The following is a 16,308-nucleotide window of genomic DNA, read 5'->3' as shown; positions in this document are numbered from 1 at the left end:
CGAGAACGGCCCCGTTCCCCGCCTACCGGCAGGAGCGGGGCCGTCCTCGTCGACGGGCGGGGCGGTTATCGTTGACGGGTGAGACTCCACGCCCCGATCGCCCTGGCCGCCGCCGCTCTGCTGGCGGTGCTCGCCCCGGCGACCGCCGCGTCGGCGCACGACTCGCTCTCCGGATCCACCCCGTCGGCCGACCAGTCGATCACCACCGACCCGGGGGCGGTGGGCCTCCAGTTCAGCGACGACCTGCTCACCATCGGCTCGAGCACTGACGGCTTCGCCGTCGAGGTCGTCGACAGCGAGGGGCTGCACTACGAGTCGGGCTGTGTGACGGTCGACGGCACCGCGGTCTCCGCGCCGATCGCTCTGGGCGACGCCGGGAGCTACGTCGTGACCTGGAGGGTTGTGTCCTCCGACGGGCATCCCACCTCGGGCCAGTACGAGTTCGACTACGAACCGACCGACCTGGCCTCCGCGGGAGCGGGCCTCACCTCCTCGCCGGTCTGCGGCGACGCCTGGGCCGGGGCCCCGGACGGAGCGGGCGCTCCGAGCACGGCGCCGACGGGCACCGCGCCCGAGGCGACGGCGCAGGCCGGGGCGTCGACAGCGGTTCCGGATGCCGGCGCCACCGAGGACACGACTCTCTCGACCGAGACGGCCGGCCCCGTCACCGGCGACCTCCAGACCCCGGCCGCCGGCCTGCCCTGGCCCGTCGTCGTGCTGATCGTTCTCGCCGGAGCCGGCGTGCTCGCCGCGATCGTGGTGCTGGTCGTGCGCCGCGGTCGGAACGGCGGCGGGTACGGGGCATCCTGACCCGCTATGCTCGGAACCGCAGCATCCAACTGAATACCGCCGGCCATCAGGTCGACGCGGGAGAGCCGGGCTCGGGCGTTTCGCCCCCGGCACCGAAGGAGCAATCCTCCCCGATAATCTCTCAGGTCCTCGTACCGCGTCGAACTGGCCACTCTGGAAAGCAGTCGCGGCATTGACAGCGACTCGCCCACGGTGAAAGCCTCCTCCGGGTCGTCCCGGCGGCGGTGAATCTCTCAGGCACGATGACAGAGGGGGAGTTCTCCCGAGCGCGACCGCGCTTGGTCCTGTTCGCGGGCTACGGCTCCGCGACGAATCCGGAGAACTCCATGAACCCCGTCGATCCCCCCGCCACACCCCGCTACTCGCCGCTGCACGCCGTGCACGAAGCCGCCGGAGCGTCGTTCACCGACTTCGCCGGCTGGCAGATGCCGGTGCGCTATTCCAGTGACCTCGCCGAGCACCACGCGGTGCGCACGGCCGCGGGGCTGTTCGACCTCTCGCACATGGCCGAGTTCGAGGTCACCGGCCCGCACGCCGCGGCCTTCCTCGATGCCGCCCTCGCCGGGCGGCTGTCGGCGACCGCGATCGGTCAGGCCAAGTACTCCTTGCTGCTCGCCGAGACGGGCGGCATCGTCGACGACCTCGTCGTCTACCGCACCGGCGAGGAGACCTATCTCGTCGTCGCCAACGCCTCCAACCGTGCGGTGGTCGCGGAGGCCCTCGCCGAACGGGCCCAGGGATTCGACGCGTCACTCCGGGACGTCAGCGACGAGACCGCGCTCATCGCCATCCAGGGCCCTGCGTCCCGTGCCGTCCTCGAGGCGACGATCGGGCTCGAGGTGAGCGGTCTCGATGACCTGCGGTACTACAGGTCGATCGCCGCGCACTTCCAGGGTGTCCCGGTGCTCGTGGCCCGGACGGGATACACGGGGGAGGACGGCTTCGAGCTCTATCTGCCGCCGAGCCTCGCGAGCGCGCTCTGGGCTGCGCTGGCGGAGGCAGGAAAGCCCGTCGGTCTCATTCCCGCCGGTCTTGCAAGCCGTGACACGCTCCGGCTGGAGGCGGGGATGCCGCTCTACGGACACGAGCTGTCGCTCGAGATCCACCCGGTCCAGGCCGGACTCGGTCGGGTGCCCGTCCTCGACAAGCCCGACTTCGTGGGCAGGCGAGCTCTGGTCGCGGGTCCGCCCGAGAACGCTCCCGTTCTGGTCGGCCTGATCGCCGACGGACGGCGAGCCGCCCGCGCCGGCTACGAGGTCTTCGCCGATGCCGATGCCGACGCCGACGCCGCCGGCCCGATCGGTCTCGTCACCAGCGGCGCCCTCTCACCGACCCTCGGGCATCCGATCGCGATGGCCTTCGTCGATCCCGCCTTCGCCGAGCCCGGCACCGAGCTCGCCGTCGACATCCGGGGCACCCGCCTCGTCTACCGCACCACCGCCCTCCCGTTCTACCGCCGGAAGAAGGACTGACCATGCCAGAACAGAACGAACTGCGTTACACGGCCGAGCACGAGTGGGTGCTCGTCGAGGGCACGGTCGCCACGATCGGCATCACCGCCTACGCCGCGGCCCAGCTCGGCGACATCGTCTACCTCGACCTGCCGGATGCCGGCACCGAGATAGCGGGCGGTGCGGTCGTCGGCGAGATCGAGTCGACCAAGTCGGTCGGCGAGCTCTTCGCGCCGGTCGACGGCACCGTGCTGGAGAAGAACAGCGCGGTCGAGGATGCGCCCGAGCTCGTCAACTCCGACCCGCTCGGTGCGGGCTGGCTGCTCAAGGTGGAGTTCACCGAGCTCCCCGAACTGCTTTCGCTCGCCGAGTACGACGCCCTGATCGGAGGCTGACCCGCTGATGACCGACCTCACCGAGCGCTCCGACCGGATCACCGCCCGCGCCGCGGGCTCGGCCGGCGACCTCTTCGCCGCCCGCCACATCGGCACCGACTCCGCCGCCCAGGCGCGGATGCTCGAGACCGTCGGCTACGCCAGCGTCGCCGAGCTGATGGCCGCCGCCGTGCCGACCGCCATCCAGTTCGACCGCTCGCTGTCGGACTCGCTCGTGCCGCCCGCGGCGACCGAGCGCGAGGCCGTGGACGAGCTCCGCGCCCTGGCCGGCCGCAACCGGGTCTCGACCTCGTATCTCGGGCTCGGCTACTACGACACCGTGACCCCGGCCGTCATCAAGCGGAACGTGCTTGAGAACCCGAGCTGGTACACGGCCTACACGCCGTACCAGCCCGAGATCTCGCAGGGCCGGCTCGAGGCGCTGATCAACTTCCAGACCATGGTCGCCGACCTCACCGGGCTGGCGACCGCGAACGCGTCGATGCTCGACGAGTCGACCGCGGCCGTGGAGGGCATGCTCCTGGCCCGCCGCGCCTCGAAGTCGCGCTCGTCGCGCTTCCTGGTGGATGCGGATGCGTTCCCGCAGACCAAGTCGCTGCTCCGCTCGCGCGCCGAGGCGGTCGGCATCGAGGTCGTGGAGCTCGCGCTCGACTCGGTCGACCACCCGGCTGCGCACGCGCATCCGCTCGACGACGCCTTCGGCGTGTTCATCCAGTACCCCGGCGCCTCGGGCCGAGTCTGGAACCCGGGCGAGGTCATCGACATCGTGCATCGCGCGGGCGGCATCGCGGTCGTCGCGGCCGACCTGCTGGCGATGACCCTCCTCACCTCGCCGGGTGAGCTCGGCGCCGACGTCGCGGTCGGCACCTCGCAGCGCTTCGGGGTGCCGATGGGCTTCGGCGGCCCGCACGCCGGCTACCTCGCCGTGCGCGCCGGCCTCGAGCGCCAGCTGCCCGGCCGCCTGGTCGGCGTGAGCGTCGACGCCGCCGGACACCCGGCCTACCGGCTGAGCCTGCAGGCGCGCGAGCAGCACATCCGTCGCGAGAAGGCGACCTCGAACATCTGCACCGCGCAGGTGCTGCTCGCCGTGATGGCGGGCATGTACGCGGTCTACCACGGCCCGGATGGGCTCCGCGAGATCGCGACGCGGGTCAACACGGCGGCGCGCGCCCTCGCCGCGAGCCTCTCGTCGGCCGGGTACCAGGTCGTGCACCCGGACTTCTTCGACACGATCGAGGTGCGGGTGCCGGCCCGGGCGGCCTCGCTCGTCGAGCACGCCCACCAGAACGGCGTCCTGCTGCGCCGGGTCGACGACGACACGGTCGCCGTGTCGGTCGACGAGACGACGACGGATGCGGCCCTGCTGGCCCTCGCCGTGGTCTTCGACGCCGTCGACGCAACCGCTGACGCCGCCGATGCCGCCGACACGCTCGACGGCGAGCCGGCCCCGAGCATCCCGGACTCGCTGCGTCGCACCAGCGAGTACCTGACGCACCCCGTGTTCAACACCCACCGCTCCGAGACCAGCATGATGCGGTACCTCAAGCGCCTGGCCGACTTCGACTACGCGCTGGACCGCGGGATGATCCCGCTCGGCTCGTGCACGATGAAGCTCAATGCGGCCAGCGAGATGGAGGCGGTGACCTGGCGCGAGTTCGGCGGCATCCACCCCTTCGCGCCGAAGGACGACGTCGAGGGCTACCTGGGCCTGATCCGGCAGCTCGAGCGGTGGCTCGCGGACGTCACCGGCTACGACTCGGTGTCGCTGCAGCCGAACGCGGGCAGCCAGGGCGAACTGGCGGGCCTGCTGGCGATCCGCGGCTACCACCGTTCGCGTCAGGACCTCGCGCGCACGGTCTGCCTCATCCCCTCCAGCGCCCACGGCACCAACGCCGCCTCGGCCGTGCTGGCCGGGATGCGCGTGGTCGTCGTCGCCTGCGACGATCTCGGCAACGTCGACCTCGACGACCTGCGCGCGAAGATCGAGCAGCACGCCGACCAGCTCGCGGCCCTGATGATCACCTACCCCTCGACGCACGGCGTCTACGAGCACGAGGTCGCCGAGATCTGCCGCCTGGTGCACGAGGCCGGGGGACAGGTCTACGTCGACGGCGCGAACCTCAACGCCCTCCTCGGCTTCGCCCGCTTCGGCGACTTCGGCGGCGACGTCTCGCACCTGAACCTCCACAAGACCTTCTGCATCCCGCACGGCGGCGGCGGCCCGGGTGTCGGACCAGTCGCGGCGAAGTCGCACCTGGCTCCATTCCTTCCGGGGCATATGTTCGCTCAGGAGGCCGAGCACCTGCAGGTGGACGGCTCGACCGTCGTGCACGGCGGCGGCGCCGTCTCGGCTGCCCCGTACGGCAGCCCGAGCATCCTGCCGATCAGCTGGGCCTACGTGCGCATGATGGGGCTCGAGGGCCTGGCCGACGCCACGGCCGCCGCGGTGCTGGCGGCGAACTACCTCGCCCGCCGTCTGGCGGAGCACTACCCGGTGCTCTACACCGGCGAGAACGGGCTGGTCGCCCACGAGTGCATCCTCGACCTGCGGGCGATCACCGTCGCCTCCGGGGTCAGCGTGGACGACGTCGCGAAGCGGCTGGTCGACTACGGCTTCCACGCCCCGACGATGAGCTTCCCGGTTGCCGGCACGCTCATGGTGGAGCCCACCGAGAGCGAGGATCTCGCCGAGCTCGATCGCTTCATCGATGCGATGATCGGGATCAAGCACGAGATCGACGCCGTCGCGGCGGGGGAGTGGCCCGTCGAGGACAACCCGCTGCGGAACGCGCCCCACACGGCGCAGTCGGTGATCGAGGGCGAGTGGGAGCATCCCTACGACCGGGAGCGCGCGGTGTACCCCGTGCACTCGCTGATCCGGGGCAAGTACTGGCCGCCGGTGCGCCGCATCGACCAGGCCTACGGCGACCGCAACCTGGTCTGCGCCTGCCCGCCGCCGGAGGCCTTCGAGTGAGACCGGGCGGCCGCGGGGCCCCCGGGTCATCCGCGGCCGCCTTTGGTAAGGTTCACGCCATGCCCCGACGCCTGCGCTCCGTCCGCATCCGCCTCGCGATCGGAGCCCTCGCCGGCCTCGCCCTGACCGCCGTTGTGGCGGCCCCGGCGATGGCCGACCCGGTCTTCACCGAGGGCGACTGCGTCGTCTACCGCCTCACCGAGGGCGGGCCCGGCGGAGCCCAGTGCGCCGGAGTGGATCTCAGTGGCACCCGGTTCGGCGAGGGCGACTTCCGGAACGCGAACCTGACCGGCGCCTCCTTCGCGGGCGGCGACGTGCAGGGCGCGGTGTTCCTGGGGGCGAACCTCGACGGCGCCGATTTCTCCGGCACCCGGGTCGTCGGGGCGGACTTCAGCGGCTCGAGCATCCTGCCCGGCACGGTCGAGCTCACCGCCGACGCGAGCGGCACGGCCGCGGTGCCGATCGACGCCCGGCTCCCGACCGGCCTCACGCTCGACGGCTGCTCGATCGCCGGGGCCCCGATCGAGTCGGGTCAGGCCTTCCCGATCGGCACCTCGAACATCCTCTGCACCCTGTCGACCTCGTTCAGCGGGGCGGGTGGCTCGACCGCGACGGCGGTGATGACCGCGGTGGTCACGGCCTCTGCCACCGCCACCCCGACGGCGACGCCGCTGTTCACCCCCGTCGCCCCGTCTGATCCGGCGACCGCCGCCGCGGCCGGGGGCTCGGAGGGCGAGCCCAACTGGCTGATGATCGGCGGCTTCATCGGCGGCGGGATCGTCGTGGTGCTGGGGATCGGGGCGCTCGTGCTGTCGAACCGGCGCACCCGGTCCTAGCGCACAGCTACCCGGTTGTCGCCCAGTGGCATCCGGTCGTAGCCCACCGGCGCCGCGCCTACCCGAACAGCGCTGGGAAGCTCGCCACGGCCCAGGCGTAGCCGACGAAGGAGGCGATGTCGATGATCCAGTGCGCGATCACCAGGGGCATCGTGCGCCCCCAGCGCCAGTAGCACCAGCCGAAGACGAGGCCCATCACGACGTTGCCGAAGAACGGGCCGATGCCCTGGTAGAGGTGGTAACTGCCGCGGAGGACGGCGGCCGAGCCGATGATGGTCCACTTCGACCAGCCCAGTTGGCGCAGGCGGGTGAACAGGTAGCCCACCACGATCAGCTCCTCCTGGAGGGCTGCGCGCAGCGCCGCCAGGATGAGGATCGGCGTGGTCCACCAGTAGGTGTCCAGGGGAGCGGGCACGACGTCGACCGTGATGCCGACGGCCCGGCCGACGAAGTACAGCGCGATGCCGGGCACGCCGATCACCAGCACCAGGAGCAGGCCCCGGCCGAGGTCCCGGCCGGGCCGGCGGAGGTCGAAGCCGATGCGCCGGAACGGATTGCCGCCCGAGATCGCGAGCAGGTAGAACACCAGCGCCACCGGCACGAGGTCGAAGAAGATCGCCAGCAGCTGATAGGTCAGGTCGAGCCACTCCCGGTCGCTCAGCGAGCCGTTCAGGGTGGCGGTCTGGTCGGCCAGGGCCGTGCCGGCGGTGAGCCGGGCGACGATGCTGACGACGGAGTAGACGGCGGATGCACCGAGCGAGACACCGAGGACGATCCCGATCTCGGTGAACAGTCGCCGGCGTCGCAGCCGGGGCCAGGCGAGGGCTCGAATCACGACTTCACTTTCTTGCGTACCACGCTGCTTTTCGACATCTTCTGTCGGATTAACACAATGATTCTTCGGAGATAGTTTCGTGTATGTAACTTTTTCTGGTCGAGTTTGCTCTGGCCCGGACCCCCACTTAGGGTACTTCCTTAGGTCTCGCCCCTCATGAGGGGGAGTGCGCCTGCCCCCATTCTGCACAGGAGGAAAATTGAACAAGAGACGGTATGGCGTCGGCGCGATCGCGCTGATCGCCGCGAGTGCCCTCGCACTCGCCGGCTGCGCCAGCGGCAGCTCGACCACCACGTCCGACGCCAGCGGCGCCGTGATCACGGTGAACGGTTCCGAGCCCCAGAACCCGCTGGTCCCCACCAACACCAACGAGACCGGTGGTGGAAAGATCCTCGACTCGCTCTTCGCGGGCCTCGTCTACTACGACGCCACCGGTGCCGTGCAGAACGATGTCGCGGACAGCATCACGACGGATGACGCCCAGACCTACACGATCAAGATCAAGAGCGGCCAGAAGTTCTCCGACGGAGAAGACCTCACCGCCAAGAACTTCGTCGACACCTGGAACTACGGCGCCAACGCGGCCAACGCGCAGCTCAACCAGTCCTGGTTCAACATCATCGAGGGCTTCGACGAGACCAACCCCGTCGAGTCGCTCAGCGGTCTGAAGGTCGTCGACGACACCACCTTCACGGTCACCCTGACCGAGCCCCTCTCCGACTTCCCGATCCGTCTGGGCTACTCGGCGTACTACCCGCTGCCCGAGAAGGCGTTCGAGGACATGGACACCTACGGCCAGAACCCGATCGGCAACGGCCCGTACAAGTTCGCCTCCGACTCGGCCTGGGCTCACAACGAGAAGCTCGACCTGGTCGTCAACGACAGCTACACCGGCGGTCGTAAGGCGCAGAACGGCGGCGTGACCTACAAGTTCTACTCCAGCGAGGACGCGGCGTACGCCGACCTCCTGGGTGGCAACCTCGACGTGCTGGACTCCGTGCCGGCCTCGGCCTACGCCAACTTCCAGTCCGACCTGGGCGACCGCGCTGTGAACCAGCCCGCCGCCATCTTCCAGTCGTTCACCATCCCGACGAACCTCGCGCACTTCAGCGGCGACGAGGGCAAGCTCCGCCGTGCGGCGCTGTCGATGGCGATCAACCGCGACGAGATCACCGACGTGATCTTCGAGGGCACCCGTACCCCCGCCTCTGACTTCACCTCCCCGGTGATCGACGGCTGGAGCGACTCGCTCGAGGGCGCCGACGTGCTGAAGTACAACCCCGACGAGGCGAAGAAGCTGTGGGCCCAGGCCGACGCCATCTCGCCCTGGTCCGGTACCTTCCAGATCGGCTACAACTCCGACAGCTCGCACCAGGTCTGGGTCGACGCCGTGTCGAACAGCATCAAGAACGTGCTCGGCATCGACGCGTCCGGCGCGCCGTACCCGACCTTCGCCGAGTTCCGCAGCGCGGTGACCGACAAGACGATCACCACCGCGTTCCGCACCGGATGGCAGGCCGACTACCCGGGTCTGTACAACTTCCTCCAGCCGCTCTACCAGACCGGCGCCTCCTCGAACGACGGCGACTACTCCAGCGCCGACTTCGACGCCGAGCTCCAGAAGGGCGCCCTGGCGACCGACACCGGCGCTGCGAACGAGGAGTTCAGCAAGGCTCAGGACATCCTCCTGAAGGACCTGCCCGCGATCCCGCTGTGGTACTCGAACGTGACCGGTGGTTACGGCGAGTCGGTCAGCAACGTGCAGTTCGGCTGGAACTCGCAGCCGCTGTACTACGCGATCACCAAGAGCTAGTTCTCGCTCGAACGGGGGCGGCAGCGACGAGCTGCCGCCCCCGCTTCATGTCTTTGATCCGAGTGGCCCTTCTCGCCCCCTAGTTCCGATTGGTACGGTCTGTTCCGTGGCCGGATACATCCTCAGGCGTCTTCTGCAAGCGATTCCCGTCTTGCTGGGAACGACGTTCCTCATCTACTTCATGGTCTTCGCAATGCCCGGAGACCCTCTTCTCGCCCTCTTCGGCGACAAGGCGCCGGACCCGGCGCTCCTCGAGCGGCTGCGCGAGCAGTACCACCTCGACCAGCCGTTCATCGTGCAGTACTTCCTGTACCTCGGCGGCATCTTCCAGGGCGACTTCGGCACCTCGTTCTCGGGTGAGCCCGTGTCGGCCATCCTCGTGCGCACCTTCCCGGTCACCATCCGACTGGCGATCATGGCGCTCATCATCGAGTTCGTCGGCGGCGTGCTGATCGGTCTCGTCTCGGGTCTGCGGAAGGGGAAGCTCTTCGATGCATCGGCGCTCGTTGTCAGCCTCATCTTCATCTCGCTGCCCATCTTCGTGATCGCCTTCGTCGCGCAGTTCGTCTTCGGCATCCAACTCGGCTGGGTGAAGACGACCGTCTCGACGGGTGCGCCCATCCAGGATCTGATCCTCCCGGCGTTCGTGCTGGCCTCGATCACCTTCGCCCAATTGATCAGGCTCACCCGCGCCTCGGTGATCGAGACGGAGCAGCTCGACTTCGTGCGCACCGCGTACAGCAAGGGCCTCAGCCGGCGGCGGATCATCCCCGTGCACATCCTGCGCAACTCGCTGATCCCGGTGGTCACCTACGCGGCGACCGACTTCGGCGTCCTGCTGGTGGGCGCGACGGTCACGGAGGGCATCTTCAACGTGCCCGGTGTCGGCCGCACGCTCTACCAGGCGATCGTGCAGGGCCAGGGCCCGACCGTCGTCTCCTTCGTCACCGTGATGGTGCTCATCTACCTGGTGGTCAACCTCGTCGTCGACCTCCTGTACGGCCTTCTCGACCCGAGGATCCGCTATGTCAAATAACTCCAACACCTCAACGCACTACGTCGCACCTCTGGAGGAGACCCCTCTCGTCGCGATCGACGCGGTCAACGTGGGGGAGCGCAAGAGCAACCTCTGGATCGACGCCTGGCGCGACATGCGCCGCCGGCCGATGTTCTGGATCTCGGCGGCGATCATCCTCCTGGTGCTCGTGGTCGCGTTCTTCCCGACGCTGTTCACGCAGGTTCCGCCGAACGACGACTGCCAGCTCTCCAACAGCAACGGCGGCCCGACCGGCGAGCACATCCTCGGCTTCACCAAGCAGGGCTGCGACGTCTTCTCCCGGTTGATCCACGGCACCTCGACCTCGCTGTCGGTGGGCCTGATCGTGACCGTGCTGACCACCGTGCTCGGCATCCTGTTCGGTGCTTTCGCCGGGTTCTACGGCGGCTGGCTCGACTCGGTGCTCTCCCGCGCCGGCGACATCTTCTTCTCGATCCCCTACATCCTGGCCGCCGTGGTCATCATGTCGGTCTTCTCGGCCTACCGGAACGTGTTCGTCATCTCGCTCGCGATCGGCATCTTCGCCTGGCCCGCCACCGCGCGTGTGCTGAGGGCGGAGATCCTGCGGGTCAAGCAGTCGGACTACGTGATGGCCGCGCGCGCCCTCGGGGTCTCGAACTTCAAGATCCTGCTGCGTCACGTGCTGCCGAACTCGATCGCACCCGTCATCGTGGTCACCACGATCTCGCTCGGTGCGGCGATCGTCGCCGAGGCGACGCTGTCGTTCCTCGGCGTCGGGCTGCCGAACTCCACCATGTCCTGGGGCAACGACATCAGTGCCGCGCAGATCGACCTGCGCACCGCTCCCCAGACCCTGATCTATCCGTCACTCGCGCTCTCGATCACCGTCCTCGCCTTCATCATGATGGGTGAGGTCATCCGAGACGCACTCGACCCGAAGGCGAGGGCCCAGCGATGAGCGACCCCACCCGATCGAACCTCTCCCAGGGCGCCGGCGCCCAGGAGCCGCTGCTGGAGATCAAGGACCTGCAGGTCGGCTTCCAGACCACCAATGGGGTCGTCCCCGCCGTCCGCGGCGTCGACATCACGCTCATGCCGGGGCAGACCCTGGCGATCGTGGGCGAGTCGGGCTCCGGCAAGTCGACGACGGCCGCGGCCATCATCAACCTGCTGCCGGGCTCGGGCCGAATCACGGGCGGCTCCATCCGCTTCGACGGCAAAGAGCTGACGACCTACTCCTCGCGTCAGATGGAGGAGATCCGCGGCCGCCAGATCGGCTTCGTGCCGCAGGACCCGATGTCGAACCTCAACCCCGTGTGGAGCGTCGGCTTCCAGGTCGAGGAGACGATCCGGGCCAACGGCATCGCGAGCGGTCGCAAGGCCGTCCGCGAGCACGCCATCCAGGTGCTCCGCGAGGCGGGGCTGCAGGATGCGGACAAGCGGCTGAAGCAGTTCCCGCACCAGTTCTCCGGCGGCATGCGTCAGCGCGTGCTGATCGGCATCGGGCTCTCCTCGCGCCCGAAGCTGCTGATCGCGGACGAGCCGACCTCGGCGCTGGACGTGACCGTGCAGCGGCGCATCCTCGACCACCTCGAGACCCTCACGCGGGACATCGGCACCGCGGTGCTGTTCATCACCCACGACCTGGGCCTGGCCGCCGAGCGCGCCGAGCAGCTGGTCGTGATGTACAAGGGCCGCATCGTCGAGTCCGGCCCCTCCAAGGAGATCCTCGAGAACCCGCAGCACCCGTACACGCAGCGCCTGGTCGCCGCGGCTCCCAGCCTCGCGTCGCGCCGCATCCAGTCGGCCACGGCCGAGACCGCGCACCACGCGCTGGGTGACCTCGAGTACGCCCCCACGAAGGTGACCGAAGGCCTGGACCTGATCGCCGCGGCCGAGGAGCGCCTCGAGCACGTCCAGGCACCGGCCGGAGTCGGTGCGCGTCGTCCGGACGCGATCGTGGTGAAGGACCTGACGAAGATCTACAAGCTCCGCGGCCAGAAGAAGGGTGCGGCGAACACCATCACCGCCGCCGACAAGGTCTCGTTCGCGGTCGAGAAGGGCACCACGACGGCGCTGGTGGGCGAGTCCGGTTCGGGCAAGTCGACGGTCGCCAAGATGATCCTCCGGCTGGAGGACCCGACGTCGGGTGCGATCATGATCGACGGCGTCGACGTGGCTCCGCTGAAGGGCAAGGGCCTGCTCGACCTGCGTCGGCGCATGCAGCCCGTCTTCCAGGACCCGTACGGCTCGCTCAACCCGCTGCGCAACATCGGCAACACGATCGGCGAGCCGCTGCAGATCCACAACGTGGGCGACCGCACGGCCCGCCGCGACCGGGTGCTGGAGCTCCTGGACCAGGTCGCCCTGCCGCAGTCGCTGATCACCCGCTACCCGAGCGAGCTCTCCGGCGGTCAGCGTCAGCGCGTCGCGATCGCGCGGGCGCTCGCGCTCAAGCCCGACATCGTCGTGCTCGACGAGGCGGTCTCGGCGTTGGACGTGCTGGTGCAGGCCCAGATCCTGAAGCTCCTGGCCGATCTGCAGTCCGAACTCGAGCTGACCTACCTGTTCATCACGCACGACCTGGCGGTCGTCCGCGTGATCGCCGACAACGTCTGCGTGATGCAGCAGGGACGCATCGTGGAGGCCGCTACGACCGATCAGGTGTTCGACAGCCCGCAGGAGCAATATACTAAGGAGTTGCTTAACGCCATTCCGGGCGCTGGAATCACCCTGGGCGTTTAGCGATTCCGGGCCACGTCGCCCATCATTCGCTCTCACGAGCCCGCAGGGGTGGCTGTGCCACCGGGTCCGGGTTCACGAACCCTGAGGATTCACCCATGGCACAAGCCACCCGCGATGACCTGCGCAATGTCGCGATCGTCGCCCACGTCGACCACGGCAAGACGACCCTCGTCGACGCCATGCTCACGCAGACCAACTCCTTCGACGCGCACTTCGACGCCGACGACCGGATGATGGACTCCAACGACCTGGAGCGTGAGAAGGGCATCACGATCCTCGCCAAGAACACGGCGATCTCGTACAACGGCGTCCACGCGAACGGCAAGCCGATCACGATCAACGTGATCGACACCCCGGGGCACGCCGACTTCGGCGGCGAGGTCGAGCGCGGCCTCTCCATGGTCGACGGCGTGGTGCTGCTCGTCGACGCCTCCGAGGGCCCGCTGCCGCAGACCCGCTTCGTTCTCCGCAAGGCGCTCGAGGCGAAGCTGCCCGTCATCCTGCTGGTCAACAAGACCGACCGGCCGGATGCGCGGATCGACGAGGTCGTGGGCGAGTCGCAGGACCTGCTGCTCGGCCTCGCCTCGGACATGGCCGACGACGTGCCGGACCTCGACCTCGACGCGATCCTGGACGTGCCGGTGGTCTACGCCTCCGGTCGTAACGGCGCTGCAAGCCTCAACAAGCCCGAGAACGGCACCCTGCCCGACAACGACGACCTCGAGCCCTTGTTCGGCGCGATCCTGGAGCACATCCCGGCGCCGACCTACGACGACGAGGCGCCGCTGCAGGCGCACGTCACCAACCTCGACTCCTCGCCGTTCCTCGGCCGTCTCGCCCTCCTCCGTGTCTTCAACGGCACGATCAAGAAGGGCCAGCAGGTCGCCTGGGTCAAGCACGACGGCACCGTCACCAACCAGCGGATCAGCGAGCTGCTGAAGACCGTCGCGCTCACCCGCGTGCCGGCCGAGTCGGCGGGCCCCGGTGACATCGTGGCGATCGCCGGCATCGAGGAGATCACGATCGGCGAGACCATCGCCGACCCGGAGGACGTGCGGCCGCTCCCGGCGATCGTCGTCGACGACCCCGCGATCTCGATGACCATCGGCACCAACACCTCGCCGCTGGTCGGCAAGGTCAAGGGCCACAAGCTGACCGCCCGCATGGTCAAGGACCGCCTCGACCGCGAGCTGATCGGTAACGTCTCGCTGCGCGTCGTCGACATCGGACGCCCGGACTCCTGGGAGGTGCAGGGCCGTGGCGAGCTTGCCCTGGCGATCCTGGTGGAGAACATGCGCCGCGAGGGCTACGAGCTCACCGTGGGCAAGCCCCAGGTGGTCACCAAGCAGGTCGACGGCAAGACGCACGAGCCCTACGAGCACCTGACGATCGACGCGCCCGAGGAGTACCTCGGTTCGATCACTCAGCTGCTGGCCGCCCGCAAGGGCCGCATGGAGGGCATGTCGAACCACGGCACCGGCTGGGTGCGCATGGAGTTCATCGTCCCCTCGCGCGGCCTGATCGGCTTCCGCACCGAGTTCCTCACCGCCACCCGCGGCACCGGCATCGCCAACGCGATCTCGCACGGCTACGGCGAGTGGGCCGGCGCCATCGTGACCCGCAACAACGGCTCGATCGTCGCCGACCGCTCCGGTGTGGTCACGCCCTTCGCGATCATCGCCCTGCAGGAGCGCATGACCTTCTTCGTCAACCCGACCGAAGAGGTCTACGAGGGCATGGTCATCGGCGAGAACTCGCGCGCCGACGACATGGACGTGAACATCACCAAGGAGAAGAAGCTGACGAACATGCGTCAGTCGACGGCCGACAACTTCGAGTCGATGACCCCGTCGCGCCAGCTCTCCCTGGAGGAGTGCCTCGAGTTCGCCCGCGAGGACGAGTGCGTCGAGGTCACGCCCGAGATCGTGCGCATCCGCAAGGTCGAGCTCGACCAGAACGCGCGTGCCCGCCGCACCGCGAACCTCAAGCGCGCCAACCAGTAAGCAGCGGTCAGCACAGCGGTTCGGAAACGGCCGGTCGTCCTTCGGGATGGCCGGCCGTTCTGCGTCAGCGGGGCAGACGGGTGCTGATCAGCAGAGCGGATGCGGCGAGCACCGCGCCCAGCAGGAAGACGGCACCGAATGCGGTCGGCGGCCCCGCGGCTCCCAGTGTCTGGAACAGGACACCGGCGATCGCGAGGGCCATGGCCGGCCCGCCGGCATCCGCGATGTTGAGGGCGGCACTGTTGAAGCCCTGGTTCTCGGGGGTCGAGCCGCCGAGCACGAGCACGGAGAGGCGCGGGTAGGCCAGGCCCATGCCGGTGCCCGAGATCGCCCAGCCGGCGATCGCCACCCAGGCGGGAAGGGACGCGAGTGCGGTGAGGAGGACGACAGCCACGGCGAGCACGACGCCCACGATGCCGAGCCGCACGCTCAGGCGGCTGCTCAGTCGTTCTCCGAGCCGGCCCTGCACGATGGAGGCGGCGCCCCAGAAGACGCCGCTCACCGTGAGCGCGAGTCCCGCGACCGCCGGGGTCAGCCCGTACTCGGAGGTGAAGAGGTAGGGCAGGTAGATCTCGGCCGAGAAGTAGCCGCCGGCGAGCAGCAGCTTGGTCAGGATGACGCTCGGCAACCCGGCGGCCGCGCGCAGCGTGCCCTTCGGCGTGAGCGGGCGGAGGGCCAGGATCGCGACGGCGAAGGCGATGACGGCCAGCACGTAGACGAGTGCCCCGTCGAGCTCGGTCGAGATGCTCAGCGCCAGGACGGCCACGGCGAGCAGCAGAGCCCAGAGGATCCGGCCGACCCGCCACGGCGAACGGTCGGTGGCCTCGGTCGCGGTGGCGCGCAGGTGCTTCATCGCGGGGGCGACCATTGCGGCGGCGGGCAGGATGAGGATCGCGACGCCGAGGAAGACCCAGCGCCAGCCCACGGTCTCGCCGACGACTCCGGCGATGAACGGACCGACGAGCGCCGGGATCACCCAGGCGGCCGAGAACAGACCGAACACGCGGGGCTGCATCACCGCCGGGTAGACCCGGGCCACGATCACGTACAGGGCGACCGTGGTGCCGCCGCTGCCGAGACCCTGGATCAGGCGCCCCGCGACCACCGCCTCCATCGAGGGGGCGAAGCCGGCCACGACGAGCCCGGCGAGGAAGAAGGCGATCGCGATCACGAGCGGCGTCCGCGGCCCGGTGGCGTCGCACCAGAGGCCCGCGATCACCATGCCGAGCACCGAGGCGGCCAGCGGCGCCGCGAAGGCGACCGCGTAGAGGGCCGCGCCATCCAGTTCGGCGCTGATCACCGGCATCACGGTGGTGACGGCCAGGTTCTCGAAGGCGGCGACGAAGACCAGCACCACCGAGCCGAGGGTGATCAGCCGGTAGCGGGCCGCGAACAGGCTCGCACTGGCGCCGCGGTCAGGCACCGACC

The 16,308-nt window shown here is 69.2% G+C and carries 12 protein-coding genes and 2 riboswitches; of the genes, 10 read left to right on the top strand and 2 right to left on the bottom strand.

Going from position 1 to position 16,308, the window contains the following annotated elements:
* Window positions 1-78 precede the first annotated feature (78 nt).
* From AC59HU_RS08860 to AC59HU_RS08840, 5 genes are all read left to right on the top strand, one after another.
* Window positions 79-810, top strand: a complete 732-nt coding sequence (locus AC59HU_RS08860; RefSeq protein ID WP_497223019.1) for a copper resistance CopC family protein — start codon at window positions 79-81, stop codon at window positions 808-810.
* A 47-nt stretch (window positions 811-857) separates the two neighbouring features.
* Window positions 858-957: riboswitch (glycine riboswitch) on the top strand.
* A gap of 1 nt (window position 958) precedes the next feature.
* A riboswitch (glycine riboswitch) is annotated at window positions 959-1,066 on the top strand.
* A 70-nt stretch (window positions 1,067-1,136) separates the two neighbouring features.
* The gene (gcvT, locus tag AC59HU_RS08855; protein ID WP_497223018.1) at window positions 1,137-2,282 is read left to right on the top strand and encodes a glycine cleavage system aminomethyltransferase GcvT; all 1,146 of its coding nucleotides are present in this window, start codon (window positions 1,137-1,139) and stop codon (window positions 2,280-2,282) included.
* 2 nt (window positions 2,283-2,284) lie between these two features.
* Window positions 2,285-2,656: a glycine cleavage system protein GcvH gene (gcvH, locus tag AC59HU_RS08850; RefSeq protein ID WP_497223017.1), complete on the top strand. Its 372-nt coding sequence runs from the start codon at window positions 2,285-2,287 to the stop codon at window positions 2,654-2,656.
* A 118-nt stretch (window positions 2,657-2,774) separates the two neighbouring features.
* Window positions 2,775-5,630 carry an aminomethyl-transferring glycine dehydrogenase gene (gcvP, locus tag AC59HU_RS08845; RefSeq protein ID WP_497223491.1) on the top strand — a complete coding sequence of 952 codons (2,856 nt, stop codon included), beginning with the start codon at window positions 2,775-2,777 and terminating at the stop codon, window positions 5,628-5,630.
* Between the two features lie 59 nt (window positions 5,631-5,689).
* Complete coding sequence (locus AC59HU_RS08840; RefSeq protein ID WP_497223016.1) at window positions 5,690-6,466, top strand: pentapeptide repeat-containing protein; 777 nt, start codon at window positions 5,690-5,692, stop codon at window positions 6,464-6,466.
* 58 nt (window positions 6,467-6,524) lie between these two features.
* Here AC59HU_RS08840 and AC59HU_RS08835 read toward each other — a convergent pair whose 3' ends face one another.
* On the bottom strand, window positions 6,525-7,301 hold the full coding sequence (locus tag AC59HU_RS08835) for a CPBP family intramembrane glutamic endopeptidase (RefSeq protein WP_497223015.1): 777 nt from the start codon (window positions 7,299-7,301) through the stop codon (window positions 6,525-6,527).
* 199 nt (window positions 7,302-7,500) lie between these two features.
* Between AC59HU_RS08835 and AC59HU_RS08830 the strand changes: the two genes are divergently transcribed.
* From AC59HU_RS08830 to typA, 5 genes are all read left to right on the top strand, one after another.
* On the top strand, window positions 7,501-9,114 hold the full coding sequence (locus AC59HU_RS08830; RefSeq protein WP_497223014.1) for a peptide ABC transporter substrate-binding protein: 1,614 nt from the start codon (window positions 7,501-7,503) through the stop codon (window positions 9,112-9,114).
* 106 nt (window positions 9,115-9,220) lie between these two features.
* On the top strand, window positions 9,221-10,150 hold the full coding sequence (locus AC59HU_RS08825; RefSeq protein WP_497223013.1) for an ABC transporter permease: 930 nt from the start codon (window positions 9,221-9,223) through the stop codon (window positions 10,148-10,150).
* Entirely contained in the window at window positions 10,140-11,090 is a 951-nt protein-coding gene (locus tag AC59HU_RS08820) for an ABC transporter permease (protein ID WP_497223012.1), read from the top strand. Before AC59HU_RS08825 ends, AC59HU_RS08820 begins: the two co-directional genes overlap by 11 nt.
* Window positions 11,087-12,877 carry a dipeptide ABC transporter ATP-binding protein gene (locus tag AC59HU_RS08815; RefSeq protein ID WP_497223011.1) on the top strand — a complete coding sequence of 597 codons (1,791 nt, stop codon included), beginning with the start codon at window positions 11,087-11,089 and terminating at the stop codon, window positions 12,875-12,877. The genes AC59HU_RS08820 and AC59HU_RS08815 overlap by 4 nt, the downstream gene beginning before the upstream one ends.
* Before the next feature lie 95 nt (window positions 12,878-12,972).
* Window positions 12,973-14,880, top strand: coding sequence for a translational GTPase TypA (typA, locus tag AC59HU_RS08810; RefSeq protein ID WP_497223010.1), 1,908 nt, complete (start codon window positions 12,973-12,975; stop codon window positions 14,878-14,880).
* A gap of 64 nt (window positions 14,881-14,944) precedes the next feature.
* Here the strand turns inward: typA and AC59HU_RS08805 are convergent, their stop codons facing one another.
* A complete protein-coding gene (locus AC59HU_RS08805; protein ID WP_497223009.1) occupies window positions 14,945-16,303 on the bottom strand; it encodes an MFS transporter in 1,359 nt (452 codons plus the stop codon).
* Window positions 16,304-16,308 lie beyond the last annotated feature (5 nt).

The sequence above is a fragment of the Herbiconiux sp. 320_LB genome, assembly GCF_059691755.1.
This window is presented reverse-complemented; position numbering and strand designations above follow the sequence as displayed.

Coding starts and splice junctions, on each gene's coding strand:
- gcvP (WP_497223491.1), top strand. CDS start 2,775: ATGCTCGAGACCGTCGGCTACGCCAGCGTCGCCGAGCTGATGGCCGCC.
- gcvT (WP_497223018.1), top strand. CDS start 1,137: ATGAACCCCGTCGATCCCCCCGCCACACCCCGCTACTCGCCGCTGCAC.
- typA (WP_497223010.1), top strand. CDS start 12,973: ATGGCACAAGCCACCCGCGATGACCTGCGCAATGTCGCGATCGTCGCC.
- AC59HU_RS08840 (WP_497223016.1), top strand. CDS start 5,690: ATGCCCCGACGCCTGCGCTCCGTCCGCATCCGCCTCGCGATCGGAGCC.
- AC59HU_RS08820 (WP_497223012.1), top strand. CDS start 10,140: ATGTCAAATAACTCCAACACCTCAACGCACTACGTCGCACCTCTGGAG.
- AC59HU_RS08815 (WP_497223011.1), top strand. CDS start 11,087: ATGAGCGACCCCACCCGATCGAACCTCTCCCAGGGCGCCGGCGCCCAG.
- gcvH (WP_497223017.1), top strand. CDS start 2,285: ATGCCAGAACAGAACGAACTGCGTTACACGGCCGAGCACGAGTGGGTG.